Genomic DNA, 23,419 nt, shown 5'->3' with positions numbered 1-23,419 from the left:
TATTGGTTGATTGCTGCGGATTGACCGTCTTATTATAGAATGGGTTGACTGAAGTTAGTCTCGTAATCGAACAAGCGATTGAAACGAAACAGGTTGGCTTGCTGTTCAGGAATTGAACAGCATCACTGCCGGAGATAGGATAATGTACAGGTCTGTTGGAAGACTAGTGAAATTACTGCTACTTATTTCGCTCTTATGGTCATCGGTTGCAGCCGGTAATGAGCCGCTAGTAGCGGATGATGAACAACAGATGTCTCCGGCTGAGATGCATCGGTATCTAGGCGCAGCCAAAGCTTCGGCTCTATCCGAACGACGAGTTGCTTCGCAACTGGCTACCGGGGGAAGACTCGACGGTACTCAGATAAATTATGACATGAAATTCTACGATATCGCCATTCGGATCGATGACACGGCCGAAGTGCTCTACGGACGGATTGGTTTCACGGCTGCTGCGGCTGCTTCCGAAGTTACCCAGATTCAAATTGATCTTCAGGCCGATATGGTGGCCGACTCTATTGTCGCTCCCTCGGGGCCGCTGGGGTTTTATCGTGACGGTGATATCGTCGTAGTCCAACTTGACCGTTTGTATACGGACGGCGAATTATTTCAGTTTGATTTCTATTATCACGGCCACCCGAACCAGGGTGGTTTTATGGGATTTTCATTCGATTTCAACGCCTATGGATCCAAAGTCATTTCTTCACTTTCGGAACCATATTATGCCCGTTCGTGGTGGCCCTGTAAGGATCGTATGGACGACAAGGCGGACAGCTTCGCCATTGCAATCGAAGTCGATACGGCATTTTACGTGGCTTCGAACGGCACACTTGATTCGGTGATTGCTCCCGGCGGCAACAGCCATGTCTATTATTACACCGGGCATCACCCCATGGCCAGTTATCTGTTCTCCGTTGCGATTTCAGACTATGAAGTCTGGTACGATGAATGGAACTACAACGACGGCCAGGTGATTATGCCGATCGTTCATGCCGTTTATCCTGAGCGCCTCAGTTATTCCCTGGGGAAATATAACGTCACGCCGGAGGCGTTGACGGTTCTGTCGGACCTTTACGGTGTTTATCCGTTCGCCGATGAAAAATACGGCCATGCCAATTTCGAATGGGGCGGCGGTATGGAACACCAGACCATGACCTCCATGACCAGTGCGAATTTCGGTTTCAGTGAGCCGGTGGTAGTACACGAAATGGCTCATCAATGGTGGGGGGACATGATAACCTGCGAATCCTGGTCCGATATCTGGTTGAACGAAGGCTGGGCTACCTATACTGAAGCTTTGTACTATCTGCATAAGTCCGGCTGGACCGCTTATCATGATTATATGGCCGATATGTGCTATGCGGGCGGAGGGACTATCTACGTTTATGATACAACCGATGTCTGGACCATTTTTAACACCGGATTGTCCTACGATAAAGCCGCCTGGGTGCTTCACATGCTGCGTCATGTCATTGGCGACTCGGCCTTTTTTGCCGGAATAGAGGCTTATTATAACTCTGAATATCAATACGGCTCGGCTAAAACCGAGGATTTTCAGGAGATTTTCGAACAAGTGTCCGGGCGCGATTTAAGTGACTTTTTCTCCGAGTGGATTTACGGTACCTATCGGCCGGACTATGAGTTCGCTTACCTGCAGGAAGCCTCCGATCAAGGTGGCATCGACCTGTACCTGCTGGTGCTCCAGACACAAACCACGTCGCCGCAAGTATTCGACATGCCGGTTGACTTTTTCTTCGACTTTCAATCAGTGCCGGATGATACCCTGACTTTCGAGGTTAACGATCGCCGCGAGATGTTCAAACTCAATTTCCCGAGCTATGTGAATAACATCTTCCTCGATCCTTCCAATTGGATCATGAAGTATGCCGATGAGGTTTCTTTCAAGGCGCGGATCGTAACCGGCGATGATGACTTGTCGGAAGGGCAATTTCAGCAGACGTATGAAGATACCCTGATCTCAAAGGGCGGCACCGGCTGGTATGTGTATACGATCGTCTCAGGGACATTGCCGCCCGGCCTGGTTCTGGACGACGAAGGGATTATCACCGGCGTGCCGAGCGATACCGGGTTGTATCCATTCCGAGCCAGAGTGGTTGATAACGGCGCCGGCTACATCGATGAGGTAGATTTTACTATTCATGTTGGTCCTTTACCGCCTTTGGCCGGTGATGTCGATTACAATAATGACGGACCGGATGTCTCCGATCTTGTCTATCTGGTTGACTATATGTTCAGGCATGGACCGCGCCCTATCGATTTGAACCGGGCTGATGTCAACGCTTCCTGTCAGGTGGATATCGTTGATTTGGTGAAATTCGTGGACTTCATGTTCCGTGAAGGCCCACCGCTGGTCTATGGCTGCGCCGAGTGATGTCTGAACCTGAGGGGGAGAAGATTCCCATCATCCGATAATCCCGTTTTTAGTTGATTTTAAAGGCTTTCCGGCCTCATCTTAGAAGGTCAACTGTACCCGTCGATGAGGCCGAGAAAGAAAATGAGCCGCAGGATCAGCACCTTTCATATCACCACTTTTGGGTGCCAGATGAATCTGGCTGATTCCTCCACGCTCGTATCCAATTTGTCGACTCACGGATATCGTCGTGTCGATAACGAAGCCGATGCCGACCTGATCATTCTCAATACCTGCTCGGTTCGTGATAAGGCGGAACAACGAGCACTGGGACGTCTCCAGGATCTTCGAAAATTCAAGCAGAACGGAGCCTCAAAACAGATCGCTGTTGTCGGCTGTATGGCCCAGCGGCTGGGGGATGAGTTAATCCGGTTGGCGCCGCATGTCGATTTCGTTCTCGGTACCGATCGTCTGTTCGAATTGCCCGATTTAATAGAGCAAGCGGAACCAACGCCGTTGATTAACACTGCTTTCGGTCATGAGCATATTGACCAGATCGAACCTATCCGTGAAACCGATTTCTCTGCTTTTATCACGATCTCCCGAGGCTGCGATAACTATTGCAGTTACTGCATCGTGCCCTATGTCCGCGGTCACGAACGGGCGCATTCTCCGAATCATATTATCGGCTGGGTGAACCGACTGGTGGGTGAGGGGGTCGTTGAGATTACTTTACTGGGCCAGAACGTCAACAGCTATCGACACGATGAAACCGATTTCCCGACCTTGCTCGACCGTGTCGCCTCGGAGACAGAGATAAAACGCATCCGGTATATGACCTCGCATCCCAAGGACCTTTCACCGCGTCTGGTCGAGGTAATGGCTCGATATGATAAGATAATGCCCCATATTCATCTGCCGCTGCAGGCCGGGGCCGATCGCGTGCTGGAGTTGATGGGGAGAGGTTACACTCTCGACCATTATCTATCACTCGTGGAACTGATCCGCGAGCATCTGTCGTATGTGTCTCTGACCACTGATCTGATAGTCGGATTCCCGACCGAGACTGATGAAGAATACGAGCAAACCCTGGGGGCGGTCGAGAAGGTGGGATATGACGCGGCGTTCATGTTCCGTTATTCGGTTCGACCCGGCACCAAAGCCGCGGAGTTGTCTGACGATGTCCCGGAGGCGATCAAAATAGCTCGCCTTTCGAAATTGATCGACCTTCAACAAAAAATATCGTTCGAGCGGAATCAACGCGAAATTGGGCAAATTCGGCTGGGCCTGGTCGAGGGCTTCTCACGCCGATCCCAGGACCTCTATCGAGCACGCACTGAAGGCAATAAAATAGTTCTGTTCTCAGCGTCTGAGGCTGCTCCCGGGCAGATCATACCGATTCGTATCACCCGGGCCGATGCTTTCACACTTCACGGCGAACCGGAAGGAATTCCCGAATGACTCAGATTATTCTGACTACCGCTCTGCCGCTGGTGGTTATCGCGGCGCTGGTGTTCCTTACCGTTCGCCTGCGATTGTTTACACTGGAAAACGTCGGGGGAAAGACGTTTTTCATCATCGGTGGGTTGTTGCTTTTCATGGCCTCGGCTTGGCAATTAGTCAAGCTCCATCCGGAATACGGGGCTTGGTTTCTTGACAATGTCTATGGCTGGCTCGATATCGCCCAGTTATCGATCGCACTACTGGGAGCGCTTCTGTTGGCCGTTGGATTGTCACTGTACTCCGATTTCTGGCAGGAGCGGGAAGAGGCGATAGAAGAACAATGGCGGAAACTGAGTTTGCTCGAGAATTTACAACAGGATGCCCGAGAGCCCTATCAACTCCTGGAACTGCTAAGCATTTCTCTCAAGGAAGTTCTTGCTTCACTACCGGAGTGCGCCGGAGCCGTATTTCTGGTTAATCGCCAGCGGCGGCAATTGGTGCTTGCCTGTGCTTGTGGTGTGAATCAGCGCGAAACCGCTTTACTTGAACATTATCCATTTGAACGCAATATCATAAGTCGCGCTATCGATGGCGGTGAACCGACCATCGGGGGAGATTTTGAGGTGTACGAACGCGACGGCCGAGCGGCTACCTCCAGGTTCAAGTCGACCCTGATACTCCCGTTGGTTTCCGAACGCCGTAAGCTCGGGGCGATTATTCTTATGTCCGATGAACAGCAATTCTTCTCACGGTCGGATATTCGTTATCTCGCTCCGGTAGCGGAATGGGTCGCTGAAAAAGTATATTCAGCCCGACTCGAACGCGAGCTTTCATTGGCCCGCAAACAGGCCGAGAAAGACGGTTCCCAAAAAGAAACACTCATGCAGCAGTTAACCGGTGTCGCTTCGAGTTTCATAAAGGAAGATGCTATCGATGCCTATTGCCGCGGACTGGTTGGTCTCTATGGCTCTGAAACCATCCATATCGTTGGATTGTCCGATGGTGCTTTGGAGGTCTTCGGAGGTTCCGAAGATATGGGTTCACTCGGCGAGAATTTCCGTACGGCATTGATCGATGCTCTCTCTCGCAATAAGCCCTTGATCGTGAATCAGGAAGGGGTGAGCGAGGAAGGGCATACTTATATTGCCCAGTCGACACTTGTTTATCCCATTTCAGGACGTCAGCGCCATTGTGCGTTGCTCCTGCGACGACCCGATGAGGCGTTTAGAGTCGGCGATGATGATCTCAAGATAGTCGACTTGTTTGCACGGTTGGCCGGTGGTGTAATGCGTCAGGCCGACAGCCAGCGTCTGGATATTACAAGGCGCAAGGGACTGCGGCGGATTTTACGGTTGCTTCAGTTCGATTCGCAGGGCCCGGGCGATGTCTCTCCGGCCTTTCTGGCCGATAATCTCTCCGATATTCTTCCCGGTCGCGCCGGAGCGGTGATTTTCACCCGTTATCCCGACGGTTCCTACAAAGCCAACGACAGTTGCGGGGTGAAACGCAGTCTATTATCGGAATTCGATTTATTACCCGGTGAGGGATTCATCGCTGAAGCGGCACGATCGCGTGAAGCCCATTTTGCCTATGGGCGAAGCGAAGTGGAGCAATATCTGCAAACTCTTGAGATGGCCAACCGGGAGAATTTTTACCGGCTCTTCGAAGAAAAGGGACCACCGGTTTCATTGATGATCGCTCCGCTCCTCTCGCGTGATCGAGTCTCGGGTGTGGCAACGGTCTTTTTCTATGAAATGCCTGAGTCCGAGCGGGGAGAGTGGGAACGGCTTCTGACCTTGACCGTGGGATTGTTCTCATTCCGCATGACCATTGCCGGTCTTCAGGAGACACTTGCCCCGATTCAATCCGGTGAAATCGACGGCAACCTTCTGGCGGCGGTTATCAACCAGGTTAACAACCATCTCTCGGCAGTGATCGGCAACGCCGAACTGGCGGTCGAACGCCCCGATCTTTCGGGTGATGTCCGACGTCATATCGAGAGTATTATCCTCGAAGCGGAGCAGGCCTCGGAATATGTCCGTCAATCACTGGGTAAGATAAGGCCGTCGGTTACAGCTTCGGGAGAGGGCGGCAAAGGACTTAACGAGCACATTTCCGAAATCCTCGAACCAGCTCGGATCTCCGGGAACCTTTACATGATCTCCGGCAGTCCGCGCGAGATTGACCTGGAATTGCGTCCGGTATCGTTGGTGGAAATGACCGACGCCTCGCTTCGCCCCCTGATCCTTGGTGCTTTGAACCAGGTGGCTGGTCTGGCCGGGGAAGGGGAGATGCTGACGGTTTCCACCTATCGTCTCAATGATTACGTTTACCTCGATATCTCTCGACACAGCAAAGAACTGCCCGGAATGACCCGCCAGGCTTCCATCGGCAAATACATCAGCGCTTCTGAAGCCTCACGGCTTCGGCCATCGGATACTTTTCTGGCCCATGCCGCCGGCAGCCGCTGCCAGTATTCAATCGACTCCAGCTCCGACAAACCGGCTCACCTTTCGTTCAAATTCCCGGTCAGACGCCGGGAGGCTCGCTCTGAATCGAAGTTGAATCAACCTCATGCCCAGGTTCTGGCTATCGATGATCAGGCGGTTATTCTGGAGTTGATCACCGCCATGGGGCAATCGCTGGGTTACAACGTCCAGACAGCCACCTCACCCGAGGTCGGACTCCGTCTTGTGGATGAACATCGTTTTGATGTTGTCTTGACCGATCTGGCCATGCCTGGTTTCTCCGGGCTGGAAGTAGCCGCTCGAATCAAGCGAGATCACCCCGATATGCCGATTATCCTGCTGACCGGCTGGGAGGTTAATATCGATCAGGCTCAACTGGCCCGAAGCGGGGTGACCAATGTCCTCCATAAACCCTTCAGAATCGAGCAACTGGCTGAACTTCTAAGAGTTGCCGTGACTCCGAAATCGCTTCCTTAGCCTTTCTTTCTCCTTTTGGGTTAACCAATTAGCGCTGTCTGCCGACATTCTGAATAGCCCGAGATACGTTTAACAGCAACCGAAAATCTGGATGTAAGAGATTCGATGACCAAAACCGAAATCGTAGAACAGATTCGCCGGAACGACAAACTTCTGTCTCTTCCCCAAGTAATGTCTGAAGTCCTGGAAGAGATCGGCAAAGAGGACTTTTCAGCCGATAAACTGGGTAAAATTATCCTCAAAGATCCGTCTCTTACCGGACGTATTTTGAAACTGGCCAACTCGCCGTTTTATTGTCGCCTGTCCGAGATTAAGACTGTGCATCAGGCTGTCTCCATTCTCGGGGTGACCACGGTTAAATGCCTGGCGCTGTCGTCATCGGTGTTGAATCCGGATCGAGTGGCAGCTTCATCGGGGGTAAGTCCGCAGTCGTTTTTCTCGTATGTTCTGTCGGTTGCGGCCGCGTGCGAGTCGATTGCCAAGGCGGTCGATTATCGTTCCACCGAAGAAGCGTTCATCGCCGGTCTATTACACGATGTCGGTGTATTATTTTTCCTGCATCACTATCCCGAAGCATACGCCAAGGTGATCCATCATGAGACACATTCCTCCTCTCTGGCTGAAGCCGAGAGAATGATATTCGGAATAGATCATGCTGAAATCGGCGGTTATTTGGCCGAGGTCTGGAGTCTCCCTGAGTACATTTCCAAATCGATTGTCGATCACCATAACGGTAATCGTCTTGGAGAAGATGAAACGCTGAATCAGATCGTTGCTCTTGCCGTGTTGATTACGGGTGATCGCTATTCCGGTTACGACATAGGCATTGAGGATCGTCTCAATCAGATCAAGAATTTAAGTTCCATGCTCTCCATAGAAAAAGAAGTCGTGGATGAGATATCTTCTTCAATTCTTTCCCGAACGATAGATGTCGCGAATTATCTCGGTGTGGACATAGGCAATATCGAGGATATGCTCGTTAAGGCCAACCAGGAAATCTGGAAATCCTATCTTACGATAGAGAATCTCTTCAAGGAACGCCAGGAGCTGTCAGCTTCGCTGCTCAATGAAGAACGTGAACGCGGAGCAATCGAGGCCAAGAACGTGGCTATGGCAACCCTTTCGCACTATCTTAACAATGCTACAATGGCTATCTACGGTCGTTCTCAGCTCATGCGAATGCTGCTCGATAAAGGACGTAATGAGGATCTGCTCAAAAAGCTCCCGAATGATCTCGAAGTTATGAACCGCTCTATTTTGAAAATCGTAGCGGTGCTCGAAGAAATGCGCGAGATATCACCGATAGACAAGACTGAATTCTACAACCTGTCCAAGGCGCTCAATATCGACGATCGGCTCAAAACTCGTATCGATAAGATGACGGCTGATCGTTCCTGGGAAACAGGAGTCGAAACCGCTCCATCTCCGGTTTGATCGGCATATTTCTGTTGCTGCCGGAGCGATCCGGAATTAGCTTCAGAACATGCTGACTTATCTCACTTCCGGGGAATCTCACGGCCCCCAACTTACGGCTATCGTTGACGGCTTTCCGGCCGGCCTGAGCCTTGATCTCGATTTCATAGATCATGAACTGGCCCGGCGTCAAAAAGGCTACGGCCGAAGCGGGCGGATGGAAATAGAATCCGACCATGTCCAAATCGTAAGTGGCGTACGCGGCGGTGTCACTCTCGGGGGACCGATAACTCTGGTTATACCCAATAAAGACTGGGAAAACTGGAGCCGGATCATGCATCCGATTGACCAAATCCCTGACGATCTGACCGACAGGGAACAAAGACTTGTCTGTGATACTACCCGCCCCCGCCCCGGCCATGCCGATCTGCCGGGTGGCATCAAATGGAATCACCGGGATCTGCGCAACGTTCTGGAGCGGGCTTCTGCTCGCGAAACAGCCGCGAGAGTAGCGATCGGTGCTGTCGCTCGCCGGTTTCTCCAACATTTTTCCGTATATTTCGCTTCACACGTTGTCCGTATCGGTGAAGCCGCGCTCCCCGAAAATTACAAGAGGCCTGATGTCGCGACGATTCGGGAAATTACCGAAGTATCCCCGGTGCGCTGTCTGGACTCGGCCACCGAAAAGGCGATGGTTGAACAGATAAAAGCCGCGGGTCAGGATTCCGATTCCCTCGGGGGGATTGCCGAATTGATCATCACCGGTCTTCCAGCCGGATTAGGCGGATGTTCACAATGGGCGGACCGGCTCGACGGGAAACTCGCCGGAGCGCTCATGGCGATTCACTCGGTCAAGGGAGTGCAGATAGGTCTCGGGTTCGAGGCCGCCAGGCGTCGTGGTTCGGATGTCCATGATGAGATATTCCTCGACGAAGACCGTCATACCCCGCGTAAAGGATTCCGTCGTGACACCAACAACGCCGGAGGAATAGAGGGGGGAATCACCAACGGTGAAGATATTGTCATCCAGGTGGCGAGTAAGCCGATTTCAACTCTTAACCGGCCACTCAGAACCGTTGATGTCGTAAAACACGAACCGGCTACCGCCATGGTCGAGCGTACCGATGTTTGTGTTACTCCGGCGCTGGCCGTTATCACCGAAGCTGTCGCGGCGCTGGTTCTGGTCGAGGTGTTCATGTATAAGTTCGGTCATGATAACATGGCTGAGATCGACCGCAATTACCAGGGCTTTTTGTCCGCTGAATACTGAGTCCGTTATCGCCTTTCCAACATTTCCCCTCGAATCGGTTGACCGTTATCAACTATAACGCTACCTTGCGATAAATGGAGGATAACGAATGAGACTGAACTATACTTTTGGCAAACTGTCTGATCTTTCAGACAAGACGATCGTGCTTTTTGTCCCTTTAATCGAAAACGCCGATTCGAAGGATTTACGTAAGCTGGTAGAGATTACCGGCGGTGCTTTTCTCGACATGTACGATTCGGGAGAGTTTACCGGCGCCGGTGGTGAGACGGCGGTGGTTACACGACCGGAAGCACTTCAGTGTGATCGGCTGATCCTGGCCGGCCTCGGGAAACTCGACAAAAACGACCATGACAAATATCGCCGGGCCGCCGGAACGGTTTCTCGCATGAACAGCCTGCGGCTCTATAAGAGTGCTACGTTCTATTTGGGTGATGAGGAAGAGGCGACTGTTTTCCAGGCTGTGATAGAGGGGTTCATTCTGGGATCCTATGAACTGCTGAAATATAAAACCGGCAACGCGGCCAAATCGCAAAATCAGCTGGCGACGATCACCTTTGCCGTTGAAAACAAGCCGCTGATGAATCGTCTCCAAAAAGCCGTAGAACGCGGACTTATCGTAGCCGAAGGTCAAACACGTGTAAGAGACCTGGCCGATACCCCCTCCAACGAATTAACCCCACGCAGTTATGCCGAACTGGCACGCAAGGAAGTGAAGGGATTGCCGAATCTTACTTGTCGCGTGCTTGATGAAAATGCTATCAAGAAGGAACGCATGGGGGCCTTGCTGTCGGTCGCTCGCGGTTCCGATGAACCGCCTCGCTTCATCGTTCTCGAATACAAGGGCGGGCGTGCCGGACAGAAGCCGATTGTTCTGGTCGGTAAAGGTGTCACCTTCGATTCCGGAGGAATTTCGCTGAAGAAATCCGAGGGAATGCAGGAGATGAAGGGGGACATGACCGGCTCTGCAATAGTCCTCATGGCTCTGGTTGCCGCGGCCAGGCTGAAGCTGAAGCAAAATATCATCGGTCTGACTCCCTTAGCTGAAAATATGCCGTCGGCCCATGCCACCAAACCGGGTGATATTGTCAAATCGCGTAAAGGATTGACGATCGAAATCATCAACACCGATGCTGAAGGTCGTCTGATTCTGGCGGATGCTCTTGATTATGCCAACGTCTTCGACCCGCAAGCGGTAATCGATATTGCCACCTTGACCGGCGGAGCATTGTATGTATTGGGTTATTCCGGTGCGCCGATCATGGGAAACAATCCGGTACTGATGGATCGTCTTCGCGATGCCGCCGACGTAACTGCCGAACGAGTCTGGGAAATGCCTCTGTGGGATGATTTTCACAAGGCTATGAAATCCTCCATTGCTGATCTCAAAAACTCGGGCGGCAAGGCTGCCGCCACCATGACGGCCGGCGCCTTCCTGGAGAATTTTATCGGTGACTGGCCTTGGGCGCACGTCGACATTGCCTATATGGATATAGAGCCTTCAGGACGTCCTTATATCCCCAAGGGTGTGACAGGTATCGGCTTGCGGTTGCTGGTGGAGTTGTTAAGCAACTGGAAGAAGCTATAGCGATAAATGCTTATATGAAAAAAACGGCCGTCTTACGAACGGCCGTTTTCGTTTCTTCTCAATCTTGCGGGAGTTTATTTGTCCATCGCTGTGGTTTTTGACCAGGCGGGTGAACTGTCTAGGCCGGGACCGCTGATACGCCGCTGATTGTTACCGGTGATATCGATAATCCAAACGGAACCATCGGTGGTGGCATAAGTGATCCACTTCGAATCCGGCGACCAGCCCGGATTCTGAGTCTGTATATAGGTGCCTATCGGTGGCTCACAAACCAGGTATTTCTCTTTGGTATCGGGAGTTGTTACATAGAGCCCCTGTTTATCGATGTCGTTGCTGATGCAGGCAATCCATTTCCCGTCGGGAGACCAGGCCGGAGCGAGATAGTTGAAATTCCGCCTCGCAAGGACATCGATTTCCCGCATCGACATCATGTATTCCTCGGGGGAGAGGACGGCAAAACCAACCGGTTTCATTTCTTTGTAGTAAACGAAGGCAATGTCGCCTTTGGCATTCATCGAAGGCATCAGCATGAATTCGTCACCGGGATTAGCCCAGTCTTTGCGGATGATATTGTAGTCAGAGCCATCCGGAGCGATTGTAACGATCTGGTAGTTGGGGCCTAAGGGAAAAGCCTCGTGACCGTTAAGATCTTTACTGTAGACGATCTTACTCCCGTCGGCGCTCCATTCGGCTGCCCGACTGCCGAAATCATCAGTCAGACGCAGCCACCAATGTGTGTTGCCGACATCGGCGGAATCAAGATAAGCGGTAAAAAGGTCGTAAACTTTGTGCATCCCGCCTTCGCCCGTTGTCGGCGCCTGAGTATTTACCTGGCCGGAACGAGTGAAGACGATTACGCGGTCGTCCTGAGAGAAGCTAAGACGCCCGCCGGCATTTTCAATATCGGATACCAGGCGCTGATTGGTCCCGTCGCAGTTCATAACCCAAACGGCGCCCTCACGATAGAAGGTGATGCGGCCCTGTGGCTTGCCGATATCGCCTGCCTGTTCGGCTGTAAGTTTCCTGGGGCCGGAATCCTGGCCGAAACCGACGGCAAAAGCTGTCAGAATAACGATTGTTGCGATCAATAGCGTTTTGCAAGTGCTCAAAATTCTATCTCCATCGTTCGTTTTGTTTCGCACCAATAACAGGTCCGAGGCGCTGTCTGTCAAGTTCTGGATCGTTCTTGTTGGGCAAGGAAAAGCGCCAGAGACGAGCTTTCCGCAAGCCGTCCCTGGCGCCTCAAGCAACTTTATATCAACATCTTACCAGCTAAAGAATCTCTTAATCTCAATTTTGCCCCGAAGGCCTGACAGGTCCAGATCGACCCGTCCATCAGTTGTACCATTATAGGTTGCAATGATCTCCTGGTCTGTTGTGTTATACCAGGCAACATTCGTGAAGTTCAGATATTGATAAGCAACTTCGGCTCCCAGAGTAAGTCCCCAGAATTTGATCGGCAGGTCGCCGCCGACACCGACGTTGAATCCGAGCGTTGTACCCTTGAAGCTGATATTGTTCCCGGCTACGTTTTCGGTCGCCATATTCAGGCTGGCGTATTCATCCCAGAGATCCCAGTTGACGGTATAGAATCCGACATTACCGCCGACACGCAGCGAAAGTTTGGTCAGACCATTCCGAACCGTCGGATGCTCGAACGGGTAATACCAGGCGCCGGTGGTGAAACCTAACAGCCACATTTCAGAAGTTGGATTGTCTACGGTTGTCGCTGTGGTCAGGGGACTATCGTAGATGTAACTCCCGCTGATCGTTTCGCCCATTTTAAACCAGTATTCACCGCCGACCGACCAGGCAATTCGCTCTTTGAAAACCATACCGACTTCGGCGCCGACGGAAAAACCGTTGTCAAGCCAGTTGAACGAAGCACCGTTAATTTGCTGCGACGTGTAGGTGGCGAAGCTGTTGTAATCATTGTTCCGGTTAATCCGGTCCATCGAGAAATTGAAAGATGCAAAAGTCAGCTTGTTGGTGTGGGATTCCTCAGCCTGTTTGAGGAAGCGATTCACCAAAATTTGTTCATCGTCACTGGCAGCATAGCTGGTGTTGATTCCGCAAAGCAGTATGACCAAAGCTGCTGTGATGGCCGTCAGAGAACGCATATTGCCTCCTATTTGGGACAGTAATCTCATTTTCTGAGAGTATCGGACGAACGGCGGCAAATCTTGATATTTTCCTGTCAACGGGCTGAATATAGGCGACATTATGCGGTAAGCCGGTAAACCTATCGTAAAAGATTTATCAGGAGTCGAAGTCCGAATGTCCGAATTACCCATGACTGTTTCAGAACGAAACGAGTTGCGACCGGTTTGTCCGTTTTGTGAGAAGGAGCTGTCGGAGATTTATATCAGGACGAAGGGATTTGCCCTTTGGGTCGGGAAAGACATTATATGTTTTTGCCCGTATTGTCACAAAGTTCTCGGGTTTGCACAGAGTCGGATGGCCTAGGAGGGAAAACCGACGCAAAAAAAGGCGGCTCGTTTCCACGAGCCGCCTTTTGCTTTATAGACAACCATGTCTCTGGTTTATTCCGTTTTCAGTGAGGAATAATCCATTTTCGCCATTTGCGAATACAGATTCCAGCGACGGTTGCAATCCTGTTGTCCGAGCTTGATCAGCATCGCCGCCCGCTCTGGATTCTGAGTCTTCAGAGAGCGGAAACGGGTCTCGGAATAAGCATACTCTTCGAAGGGAATCGTAGGCTCTTTGCTGTCGAGTTGCAACGGGTTCTTACCCTGAGCAACCAGGTCAGGATTGTAGCGGTAAAGCAGCCAGTGACCGGCCTTGACCGCTTTTTCTTCTTCGTCAAGCCCGTGCGACATATTGATGCCGTGGGCGATACAATGGCTGTAAGCGATGATGATCGACGGACCATTGTAAGCCTCAGCCTCCATGAATGCCTTTACCGTCTGGTTGTGGCTGGCTCCGAGAGCCACCTGAGCCACGAATACCGAGCCGTAAGTCATCAGGATATAACCGAGGTCCTTTTTCGACAGCGGCTTGCCGGCAGCGGCAAATTTGGCGGTAGCGCCTCGTGGTGTCGATTTGGACATCTGTCCGCCGGTGTTGGAATATACCTCGGTGTCAAGAACCAACAGGTTAATGTTGCGTCCTGAGGCCATGACATGATCCACACCGCCAAAGCCGATGTCGTAAGCCCAGCCGTCACCGCCGATACCCCAGACCGACTTCTTGACGAGGAAATGCGCTACGGCCTTGAGAGCAGCCACGCGCTCCGAGCCGTTCATGGTGTTGAGACGATCCATGAGGGCCGCCACCCGGCCGCGTTGTTCTTCGATACCTGCCTGAACCGACTGGTCGGCATTGGCTATGGCATCGTACATCTCCGGGACCAACTCCTTAACCAGCTCGAGGGCGTAGGTGTGAAGACGATCCGCCGTGAGACGCATACCGAATGCGAATTCGGCACAATCCTCGAAGAGAGAGTTGGACCAGGCCGGACCGCGTCCGTCGGCGCGACGCGCGTAGGGGGTAGTCGGTAAGTTACCGCCGTAGATCGAGCTGCAACCGGTGGCATTACCGCAGATAGCGCGGTCGCCGAAAAGCTGAGTCATCAGCTTGAGGTAAGGTGTCTCGCCGCAGCCGGCGCAGGCGCCGGAGAACTCGAACAACGGCTGAACGAACTGCGAACCCTTGGTCGTGCCGAGACTGAACAGACTCGGATCGGGAGCCGGTAATTCGTTAATAAAGAAATCCCAGTTGCGGGCTTCCTGCTCACGGAGCGGAGCCTGAAGCGACATGTTGATTGCCTTGAGCTCGGTTTTGTTGCCGTCGGCGTCTTTGGCAAAGGCCGGACAGGCGTTGACACAAACCTCACAGCCGGTGCAGTCCTCGGGAGCGATCTGAAGCGTGTAGTACATTCCGGCAAACGGCTTGGTCATGGCTTCGACGAACTTGAATCCCTTCGGAGCCTTATCCTTGTATTCCGCCGTGTATACCTTCGGTCGAATCGCTGCGTGCGGGCAAACGATCGAACAAATGTTGCACTGAATACAGGTTTTGGGATCCCATACCGGGATATCGACCGCGATATTGCGCTTTTCGAATCTGGTCGTGGCTGTCGGATAGGTACCGTCGTCCGGGAAAGCCGAAACCGGGAGTTTGTCGCCGCGACCGGCGATCATTTCCGCGGTCACCTTCTTGACGAACTCGGGAGCGTTGTCCGGCACGATCGGCGGACAAGTCTTGGCGGTTGTCACCTTGGATGGATATTCGATCTTGTGCAGTGCACCCATCGCGCCGTCGACCGCCGCGTAGTTCATCTGCACGACCTTCTCGCCCTTGCGGCTGTAGGTCTTTTTGATCATTTCCTTGATCGCCTTGATCGCCTCGTCCTTCGGGAGGATGCCCGATATCATGAAGAACGCGGTTTGCATGATCATGTTAATGCGAGCCCCGAGACCCAACTGCTTGGCGAGATCAATGGCATCGATCGCGTAGAATTCGACCTTCTTGTCGATTATCTGCTGTTGTACTTCTTTCGGCAACTCATCCCAGACTTTATCCGGTCCGTACGGTGCATTGAGAAGGAACGTTCCGCCCGGTGTCAGGTGAGAGAGCATGTCATAACGCTCGACGAACGAGAAATTATGGCAGGCGATGAACTGTGCCGATGTAATCAGATACGGTTTCTGGATTAGCTTTTTACCGAAACGAACGTGCGAAACGGTAATGGCACCGGCCTTTTTCGAATCGTAAACGAAATAACCCTGGGCATAATTGTCAGTCCAGTCCCCGATAATCTTGATCGAGTTCTTATTGGCGCCGACCGTACCGTCGGAACCGAGACCGTAAAACAGGCCGCGGAAATTCTCACCCTCGAGGTTGTAGTTATAGTCTACATCGAGTGAGGTATTGGTAACATCGTCAACGATACCGACGGTGAAATGATTTTTCGGATCGTCCGATTTGAGGTTGTCCAAAACAGCCTTGGCCATCGGCGGATTGAATTCCGCCGAACCGAGGCCGTAACGACCACCGACTACCACCGGACGGACATCGGGACGCTTCCAGCCTTTGTCGACCGCTTCGGACAAAGCCGCCTGCACGTCGATGTACAGCGGTTCTCCAACGCCTCCCGGCTCCTTGGTGCGATCGAGCACGGCGATTTTTTTGACTGTTTTCGGCAGGGCCGCCACGAATGCTTCGGAAGCGAACGGGCGATACAGACGTACCCGGACGACACCGACTTTCTCACCGGCCTCGACCAGGTTGTCGATGACCTCGTGAACTACTTCGCCGCCGGAACCCATTACCACTACGATGCGCTCGGCTTCGGGATGACCGATATAGTCGAACAGCTTGTATTGACGACCGACAACGGCCGCGAATTTGTCCATGGCCTTCTGCACGATCTCGGGAGCGGCCAGGTAGTATTTATTGACAGTCTCACGCGACTGGAAGAAAACATCGGGATTCTGTGAAGTTCCCTTGATGGTCGGAGTATCCGGAGACAACGACCGAGCGCGATGCGCCGTTATCAGTTCTTGCGGCAATAAGTCACGCATGTCGTCGAACGTGATTTCTTCGACCTTCTGTACCTCGTGTGAGGTACGGAAACCATCAAAGAAATGTACGAACGGAACCCGGCTTTCAAGAGCGGCGGCTTGAGCGATCAGGGCCATGTCCATGACTTCCTGTATGGAAGCGGAAGAGAGCAGACCAAAACCGGTCGAGCGGGCCGCCATAACATCGCTGTGGTCGCCGAAAATCGACAGGGCATGGGTGGCAACGGCGCGTGCCGTTACGTGAAATACGGTTGGGGTCATCTCGCCGGCGATCTTGAACATGTTCGGGATCATCAGCAACAGACCCTGTGAGGCCGTGAAGGTTGTCGTCAGAGCACCGGTAGTAAGGGCTCCGTGTACGGCGCCGGCGGCGCCCGCCTCCGACTGCATCTCAACGACGTTCGGAATCGAATTCCAGATATTCGTCAGTCCGGCAGCCGATCTCTCATCGGAGATTTCACCCATTCCTGATGACGGCGTGATCGGATAAATGGCGATGACTTCGTTGGTGGCGTGAGCCACATAGGCGGCAGCGCTATTGCCGTCGATCGTCACCTTTCTACGTTTGCGCTGGGCAGCTTCAACGTAACCGGCTGAAGCTACTTTTTTATCAGACATCTCACAACTCCTATCTATTCAAACACGTGGAATTCGATTTTATCCCGTCGGCGCTTCAATCCGATTTCGAAGGAGTGATTTCCTTCTGCGCCTGATATTTACCTCGTTTGTCGCCGTACGATGTCAGACAGAGCTCACTGGCTTCAAGAAACAGAAGCTGAGCAATCCCCTGATTGGCATGAATACGAACCGGCAGGGGAGAGGTGTTTGAGATTGATATGGTGGCATAGCCCTCCCATTCCGGCTCGAATGGGGTGACATTGACCACCACGCCACAACGGGCGTAAGTCGATTTGCCGAAACAAATCGTTATGACATCGCGTGGTATCCTGAAATACTCCCGAGTACGGGCCAAAACGAAAGAATTGGGCGGAATTACCAATGAATCGGCGGTGACATTTTCCCAAAGATCGCTGTTGTCCGCTCGAGGATCGATCTCTCCCGATACCCCGTCCTTGAGTTTCTTGAATTCGTTGGACAGGCTGATATCATAACCATAAGACGATACCCCGAAACTGATCCCACGGCGCACCTGTTCCGGTGCGAACGGATCGATCATCCGGCGCTCCTGGGCCATTTCTATGATCCAGCGATCTGACTTTACCGGCATTCGTACCAATTCCTTGTTACCAAAGTCACAATCAGGCCGGAAGATAATCGCTATCTAGCCCAATGTAAACCGAAAATCAGGCCTGTTGAGGGGTATTTTCTTCGGTCTTGACACCACCTTGTTTTTCAGCTTCCCAGCGAACCATATCAGCCAGAGTATTACTCTCAAAAACGTCTTTGAGTCGTTCTTCCGCTTCGATCAAAATGTGCCTTAAAGCACAGTTGCGTCCGTCTCGCTCACAGGCTCCCAAATCCACCACACATTTAAGCAAATGGTAAGGTCCCTGGATTGACTCCAGAACCTCACGTACGGTGATATTTTCGGGATCACGGGCCAGAGCGAATCCGCCCCTGACGCCTCTATGTGATCGAACGATACCGGATCTTGACAACGACTGAAATATCTTGGCCAGAAATTTCTCCGGAATTTGCTTCGCCTCCGAGACTTCCGAAAGCGGCGTGACCGTGGAACGGTCTTTTTCCGCCAGGTGCAATACCCCTAGAACCCCATATTCCTCAGCTTTCGTGAATTGCATTACTACCTTCCTTACAAGCAGAACTAGCGTCCAAACTTTCAAACGGGACAATAGAATCCAACCCGCCACTCGGTGGTATTTAAATCAAAATAGACCATCTAGTCAAATACTAATGGTGATGTTTTTCACAAATATCGACTACTTCAGGACCCTTTTGGTTATTCCCTTTGTTGACTTAAAAGGATATGCAAACCATGTTAAGACACAAAACGGACTTCGAACCGGCAGCACCAAATTCTATACCGCAGGCCGGTTCTCTCTTAAAGGAATACTGATGAGTGAGAACGAGACCGACAAGAAGAAGGGATTGCTGGTTGTCTATACCGGCAACGGCAAGGGCAAGACTACCGCGGCGCTGGGAATGTGTGTCCGCGCCGTAGGTTATGACTGGCGTATCTGTCTGATTCAGTTCGTTAAAGGAAGTTGGAAATACGGTGAACTGAAAGGGGTAAAACGGCTCGAACCGAACCTGGAGTTATATACGGTAGGTGAGGGATTTGTCGGTATTGTTGATGATCAGAAGGAATTCTCCGAGCACCGCGAAGCGGCCCGCAAGGGGGTAGCCCTCGCGATAGAGAAAATCAAGTCAGGCGATTATCAACTTGTTATCCTGGATGAACTGAATGTAGCGATGGACCTCGGTCTCGTTACCGATGAAGAACTGGAGCAGATCCTCGACGCTCGTTCACCGGAGCAGCATCTGGTCATTACCGGTCGCGGCATGACCGACGAACTGAAAGAACGAGCCGACCTTATTACCGAAATGGGAGAGATAAAGCATCCTTACCAGAAAGGTATTCTGGCGCAGAAAGGGATCGACTGGTGAACATAGCCGTTACCGGTGCGACCGGATTCGTCGGTCGACATACGGTACGGGCGCTGGTGCGAGCCGGTCATCGGGTGACGGCAGTCGTACGACATCAGACAGCGGAATTGCCGTTCGATAAGGCGGTGATGACGGCCGCAGGAAACGTCGATGATCCCAAGGGGCTTACCGCAGCGTTTGCGGAAGTCGACTGTGTCGTGCATCTGGTTGGAATTATCGCGGAAACGCGTAAGCTGACCTTTGAAAAAACCGTAGTGCGTGGAACCGCCAACGTCGTGGATGCCTGTCGTCAGGCCCGTGTCGGGCGTCTTGTTTATCTGTCAGCGATGGGAACCGGAGCGGAAGCCCCCTCGCGCTATCACCAAAGCAAGTATGCCGCAGAACAGGCCGTGGTGCAGTCCGGTTTGGAGTACGTTATCCTGAGGCCGTCGGTGATCTTCGGCCCGGGAGACGGTTTCGTTTCCATGCTTGAGAACATGATCCGACGTTCCCCGGTAACGCCGGTAATCGGCGATGGGCGTTATCGTTTACAACCGATTCATATCGACGACGTCACTGCCGCTATCGTACGCTCGTGTGAAATGGTTGAGGCTGTCGGTGAGACGATCGATCTGGGCGGTCCGGAAAAACTTGAATATATCGAGATTCTTAATATCTTGAAATCCGTTTTGAACAAACGCCGGCGCAATTTGTTTTTACCGGTGTGGTTGATGCGTTTCGGCGCCGGATTGATGGAAACGGTAATAAAGCCGGCTCCGCTAACACGTGATCAACTGACAATGATGCAAATGGGTAACACCGGTGACAACGGCCGGATGAAGAAGTTGTTCGGAATCGAACCGATAAGTTTGAAAGAAGGTTTACAAGCATACATGGGGTGAAGATATGGCTGAAGAGAAAAAGTATGATATCGTGATAGTCGGCGGTGGTCCGGGCGGCCTGACAGCAGGGCTTTATAGCGCCCGTGCTGAGCGTAAAACAATAGCCATCGAGAAGTACCTCCCCGGCGGACAGATTGCCAACACTGAAGAGGTGGAAGATTATCCCGGTTTCGAGCGTATCAGCGGCGCCGAACTGGCCACAAAAATAGCCGAACATGCCAGGAAATTCGGACTTCAGGTAGCCAGCGATGAAGTAGTCGAGGTTTATGTCGAGGGCAACGACCGCATGGTCCGCTGTGCCTCTGGCGATGTCTACCGCGCCAAGGCAGTTATTCTCAGTACCGGGGGATCACCGGTTAAGTTGGGGGTGCCGGGCGAGGCTGAATATACCGGTAAAGGTGTCTCTTATTGTGCCATTTGTGACGGCGCTTTTTTCAGGGGACAGGTGATTGCGGTTGTGGGCGGCGGCGATGCTGCAGTCGAGGAAGGTATGTACCTGACTAAGTTTGCCTCCAAGGTTTATATTATTCATCGTCGTGATGAACTGCGAGCGGCTAGGGTAATTCAAAGCCGGGCTTTTAAGAACGACAAGATAGAATTCATCTGGGATACAATCGTAGAATCGATCAACGGCTCCGACAAGCAAGTGACGAATCTCGCTCTTAAGAACGTGAAAACAGGAGAGAAGTCACAACTCGAGTGCGGAGCGGTGTTTCCGTTCCTTGGTTTCCGCCCCAATTCCAATATCACCCGTGAGGCTCTCCGTAAGGACAAGGGCGGATACATTATCACCGACGACAAGATGGAAACCTCGATCAAGGGCATCTTTGCCTGTGGTGATGTTCGAGCTCAACTCGTGCGACAGATTACCAATGCTGTTGGTGACGGTACTACTGCGGCCGTCGCAGCCGAAAAGCATATCGAGGAACTCGAGGGATAGACTTACGACGAAGATCAAAAAAGCCCCAAAAACAAGGATTTATGGGGCTTTTTTTTCGCTGTACCTGCAATATCCTGCAATCAATTAGTTATTTCTAAACGACTTTTTTAGTATCATACAGGTAAGAGAACCCGGCCTTCATGGTTGTGTAACATAATGTTATACTATAAGATAACACGACTCACCGAGGGACCGAACTCGACTTGCCGACGGGGAGCGGCATGTTTCTTGCTTTTTTTAAGACAGACATTTCTGTCTACAGTATAAAGGATAAGGGAGTGGTGCGTGCTGGTTTTCCAGCCACCTGACGATAGAGTCGGGCATCCCCCCTCCACCACTCCCTATTTCTTTTCACCGCTTTCTATCCCTTTATCCCTCCGGTTTTAGAAATCAGGTATCCTGCCGATATTGTTAAGCATAACTCGCAGCGGCAGGAGCTTACATAATGGCATATACTGATGGTCGATCCGGAGTTGGTTTAATGGGGCGTTTGGGGCACCTTATTGTTATTCAGGTCCTGTTTGTTTTTGCCGCCCTGGCGATGATTTTGTTCTTCCCCAGCAATAACAGCTTTGGAGAATTAGACCTGTCGTCGGTGAGTCGTGATTCTGAATTACTTGCCCAGGAGGTCGACAGCATTCTGGCTGAAGTCTCCATTGATCCCGTTTCGAGTGATCTAAGTCAACGTCTGACCTCTCGTCTGGCGCCATTGGTTAATCTGATGCCGGCCATTAGCTCTGTTGCCTTGTATGCGGGCACGCCTGATCATCGGATTGATATGATCTGGTCGCTCCATTCCGGAGATCTGCCGATGCCTCAGGATGCAGAAACAAACGTATCCAGCCCGGTAAATCTTGCTACCGTTAAACTAATGACCTCTCACGAACGGGGAACACACGTTCAACAGGATATTGCCCCTGAGCACCTGGTCCAATATCACCGTCTGGGGATATACGCAGAAACTCCGGTTGTTCTTGTCACGGCCGGTCGACATAACTTACTCGTATCGGCGCGCTCCGATGTCGCCTATGGCATGATGCTCCTCTTTCTCGGTTCGGTGCTGGTATCGTTGTTGACCGTATATCTCGTCTATCGCCGTTTCCGTGATCCTTTGCGCAAACTTCAGGAAGGTCTCACTCGGACCTCCAACGGTGAAGTTTATCACATGGTCGAAGCCGAGGGGGACGAGGAGATCAGCCACCTGATCGAGGCCTTCAACGAGATGTCACAGACTTTGTTTGCCAACCGCAGGCGACTTGAGAAATTCAATCGTATGATCCAGGAGGCATATCTTTCACAGGCTGAAGTTCAGGTTTTTCTGTCGACTTTGATCGAGTATTCTCCGAACTCCGTCATCGCGGTGTCTCTGGAAGGGGAGATAGTGATTTACAACCGCAAGGCGGTTGAGACTTTTGGCTATTCCGTCGATGAGGCGATTGGCATGACGGTCGACAAGCTGTTCGTCAATGCCCCCGATAAGGACCACTTACCCACATTGACAAACGAAAGCGTGGGTGTGGAAGTGATTTGTCGACGGAAGAACGCTGAAGAATTTCCGGCGTATCTCATGGCTTGTTCGGTCACCAGTCCTACCGGCAACACCTCCGCCTATCTCCTGAATCTCATGGATATTACCGAAAGTAAGAGTTTCCAGGAGATGATGGTCCGGGTGGATCGTTATTACACCCGCGGTGAAATGGCGGGCGATATCGCTCACGAAATCAACAACTTCCTGGCCGTACTATCCGGTAACATAGAACTCATGCCGCTTTTCCTGAAGCGCGGTGATCAGGAAAAGATCAATACCAAGCTGACACTCATGAAAAGCACGGTCGACAAAATTGCCAATTTCACCGATGGTCTCATGGATGTAAATGCCGATGATATTCAATTCGATAAAGTCGATCTGAACCAGTTGATCCAGAACATCATCGCTTTTCTCAAGCCGCAGAACCGCTTCGACAACATCACCATTGAAGCCGATCTCGACAGCAATCTTTCGTTGGTGGAACTGGACATCAGTCAAATGCAACAGGTGATGGTGAATCTCCTCAACAACGCCGCCGATGCCGTAGCCGAGTCCGAAGTGAAAGAAATATGTGTTCGGTCGCATCTTGTCAAAGACGGCGCCGATAAGCGTGCCTCCATTGAAGTTATTGACTCCGGTCCCGGGGTGCCTGAGGATAAAAGGCCGCTCTTATTTGAGAAGCGTTTTACGACCAAGCGTAAAGGACACGGTTACGGGTTGATCACCTGCCGTCGTATCATCGATTCCCATTCAGGTCAAATCAGTTATGACCGCTCCGAGCGGACTTGTTTCTCTACGGTGATCCCTATCGTCCAGAGCGAGGCGACCGGTGAGATTACCACCAGAGAAGATATGGCCGTTATCTCCGGTTAACTTTTTGTTGCTGATGCCGGTGAGGGCGGATTCATTTT

15 protein-coding genes are annotated in these 23,419 nt (G+C 51.9%); 10 read left to right on the top strand and 5 right to left on the bottom strand.

Translation table 11 applies throughout. The annotated features are described in order from the left end of the window. The first annotated feature begins 166 nt into the window (after positions 1 to 166). The 6 genes from PLF13_07880 (at position 167) to PLF13_07855 (ending at position 11,024) form a co-directional block, all read left to right on the top strand. Entirely contained in the window at positions 167 to 2,389 is a 2,223-nt protein-coding gene (locus PLF13_07880; GenBank protein ID HOP07193.1) for a M1 family metallopeptidase, read from the top strand. A gap of 123 nt (positions 2,390 to 2,512) precedes the next feature. After that, entirely contained in the window at positions 2,513 to 3,829 is a 1,317-nt protein-coding gene (miaB, locus tag PLF13_07875; GenBank protein ID HOP07192.1) for a tRNA (N6-isopentenyl adenosine(37)-C2)-methylthiotransferase MiaB, read from the top strand. Next, on the top strand, positions 3,826 to 6,756 hold the full coding sequence (locus PLF13_07870) for a response regulator (protein ID HOP07191.1): 2,931 nt from the start codon (positions 3,826 to 3,828) through the stop codon (positions 6,754 to 6,756). Before miaB ends, PLF13_07870 begins: the two co-directional genes overlap by 4 nt. Before the next feature lie 105 nt (positions 6,757 to 6,861). Further along, positions 6,862 to 8,190 carry an HDOD domain-containing protein gene (locus tag PLF13_07865; GenBank protein HOP07190.1) on the top strand — a complete coding sequence of 443 codons (1,329 nt, stop codon included), beginning with the start codon at positions 6,862 to 6,864 and terminating at the stop codon, positions 8,188 to 8,190. 49 nt (positions 8,191 to 8,239) lie between these two features. Further along, the gene (aroC, locus tag PLF13_07860; protein ID HOP07189.1) at positions 8,240 to 9,439 is read left to right on the top strand and encodes a chorismate synthase; all 1,200 of its coding nucleotides are present in this window, start codon (positions 8,240 to 8,242) and stop codon (positions 9,437 to 9,439) included. A gap of 88 nt (positions 9,440 to 9,527) precedes the next feature. Continuing rightward, positions 9,528 to 11,024 carry a leucyl aminopeptidase gene (locus PLF13_07855; GenBank protein HOP07188.1) on the top strand — a complete coding sequence of 499 codons (1,497 nt, stop codon included), beginning with the start codon at positions 9,528 to 9,530 and terminating at the stop codon, positions 11,022 to 11,024. Positions 11,025 to 11,098: 74 nt separating this feature from the next. Here the strand turns inward: PLF13_07855 and PLF13_07850 are convergent, their stop codons facing one another. The 5 genes from PLF13_07850 to PLF13_07830 all read right to left on the bottom strand — a co-directional run bounded on the left by PLF13_07850 (position 11,099) and on the right by PLF13_07830 (position 18,333). Beyond that, positions 11,099 to 12,133 (bottom strand): hypothetical protein, encoded by a 1,035-nt coding sequence (locus PLF13_07850; GenBank protein HOP07187.1) that lies wholly within the window; start codon positions 12,131 to 12,133, stop codon positions 11,099 to 11,101. A gap of 156 nt (positions 12,134 to 12,289) precedes the next feature. Beyond that, on the bottom strand, positions 12,290 to 13,144 hold the full coding sequence (locus tag PLF13_07845) for a hypothetical protein (protein ID HOP07186.1): 855 nt from the start codon (positions 13,142 to 13,144) through the stop codon (positions 12,290 to 12,292). A gap of 423 nt (positions 13,145 to 13,567) precedes the next feature. Beyond that, entirely contained in the window at positions 13,568 to 17,188 is a 3,621-nt protein-coding gene (gene nifJ, locus PLF13_07840; GenBank protein HOP07185.1) for a pyruvate:ferredoxin (flavodoxin) oxidoreductase, read from the bottom strand. A gap of 55 nt (positions 17,189 to 17,243) precedes the next feature. Continuing rightward, a complete protein-coding gene (gene dcd, locus PLF13_07835; GenBank protein HOP07184.1) occupies positions 17,244 to 17,798 on the bottom strand; it encodes a dCTP deaminase in 555 nt (184 codons plus the stop codon). A 76-nt stretch (positions 17,799 to 17,874) separates the two neighbouring features. Continuing rightward, positions 17,875 to 18,333, bottom strand: a complete 459-nt coding sequence (locus tag PLF13_07830; protein ID HOP07183.1) for an Rrf2 family transcriptional regulator — start codon at positions 18,331 to 18,333, stop codon at positions 17,875 to 17,877. A gap of 274 nt (positions 18,334 to 18,607) precedes the next feature. Between PLF13_07830 and cobO the strand changes: the two genes are divergently transcribed. From cobO to PLF13_07810, 4 genes are all read left to right on the top strand, one after another. Further along, positions 18,608 to 19,159, top strand: coding sequence for a cob(I)yrinic acid a,c-diamide adenosyltransferase (gene cobO, locus PLF13_07825; GenBank protein HOP07182.1), 552 nt, complete (start codon positions 18,608 to 18,610; stop codon positions 19,157 to 19,159). After that, complete coding sequence (locus PLF13_07820) at positions 19,156 to 20,040, top strand: complex I NDUFA9 subunit family protein (GenBank protein ID HOP07181.1); 885 nt, start codon at positions 19,156 to 19,158, stop codon at positions 20,038 to 20,040. The genes cobO and PLF13_07820 overlap by 4 nt, the downstream gene beginning before the upstream one ends. 4 nt (positions 20,041 to 20,044) lie before the next feature. Next, entirely contained in the window at positions 20,045 to 20,980 is a 936-nt protein-coding gene (trxB, locus tag PLF13_07815; GenBank protein ID HOP07180.1) for a thioredoxin-disulfide reductase, read from the top strand. A gap of 445 nt (positions 20,981 to 21,425) precedes the next feature. After that, a complete protein-coding gene (locus tag PLF13_07810) occupies positions 21,426 to 23,381 on the top strand; it encodes an ATP-binding protein (protein HOP07179.1) in 1,956 nt (651 codons plus the stop codon). The last annotated feature ends 38 nt before the right edge of the window (positions 23,382 to 23,419 follow it).

It is taken from the genome of Candidatus Zixiibacteriota bacterium (assembly GCA_035380245.1).
Classification (GTDB): Bacteria; Zixibacteria; MSB-5A5; order GN15; family FEB-12; genus DAOSXA01.
This window is presented reverse-complemented; position numbering and strand designations above follow the sequence as displayed.